The sequence below is a fragment of the Clostridium tunisiense TJ genome (assembly GCF_000300195.1).
In the GTDB taxonomy this organism is placed as follows: domain Bacteria; phylum Bacillota; class Clostridia; order Clostridiales; family Clostridiaceae; genus Clostridium_J; species Clostridium_J tunisiense.
In genome coordinates, this window is record NZ_AMQH01000044.1 from 1 (window position 1) to 475 (window position 475).

The window sequence follows — 475 nt, forward strand, 5'->3', positions numbered from 1 at the left end:
TGATGCGGTTCTTCGGCAACTTGCCGAGCTGCGTCGTGGTAACGGAAGCCTGTGCCGGCTCTCACTTCATCGCCCGTCAGCTTGCGGCGATGGGGCATACGACCAAGTTGATTTCACCGCAGTTTGTCCGCCCTTTCGTCAAGGGCAACAAAAATGACTTTATCGACGCAGAGGCCATTTGCGAGGCGGCTTCCCGTCCGTCCATGCGCTTCGTTACGCCTAAAACCGAGTCTCAGCAAACCCTGTCTGTCCTGCATCGCATGCGCGAGTCGTTGGTGCATGACCGCACCAAGACAGCCAATCAGATGCACGGTTTCCTGCTGGAATTTGGCATCAGCCTGCCCAAAGGCTCAGCCATCATGAAGCGTTTGGCAGCTGTTTTGGCCGAGCATGAGCTGCCTGTGCGGCTGACAGTGCTGTTGCAACGCCTGCACGATCACTTCGTTTACCTGGATGAACAGATCAAGGAACTGGA

General features: G+C 56.2%; 1 protein-coding gene. It reads left to right on the forward strand.

The window, feature by feature from the left end:
• The coding region (locus C661_RS24600) for an IS110 family RNA-guided transposase (protein WP_157785714.1) at positions 1 to 475 on the forward strand (475 nt) is incomplete at both ends.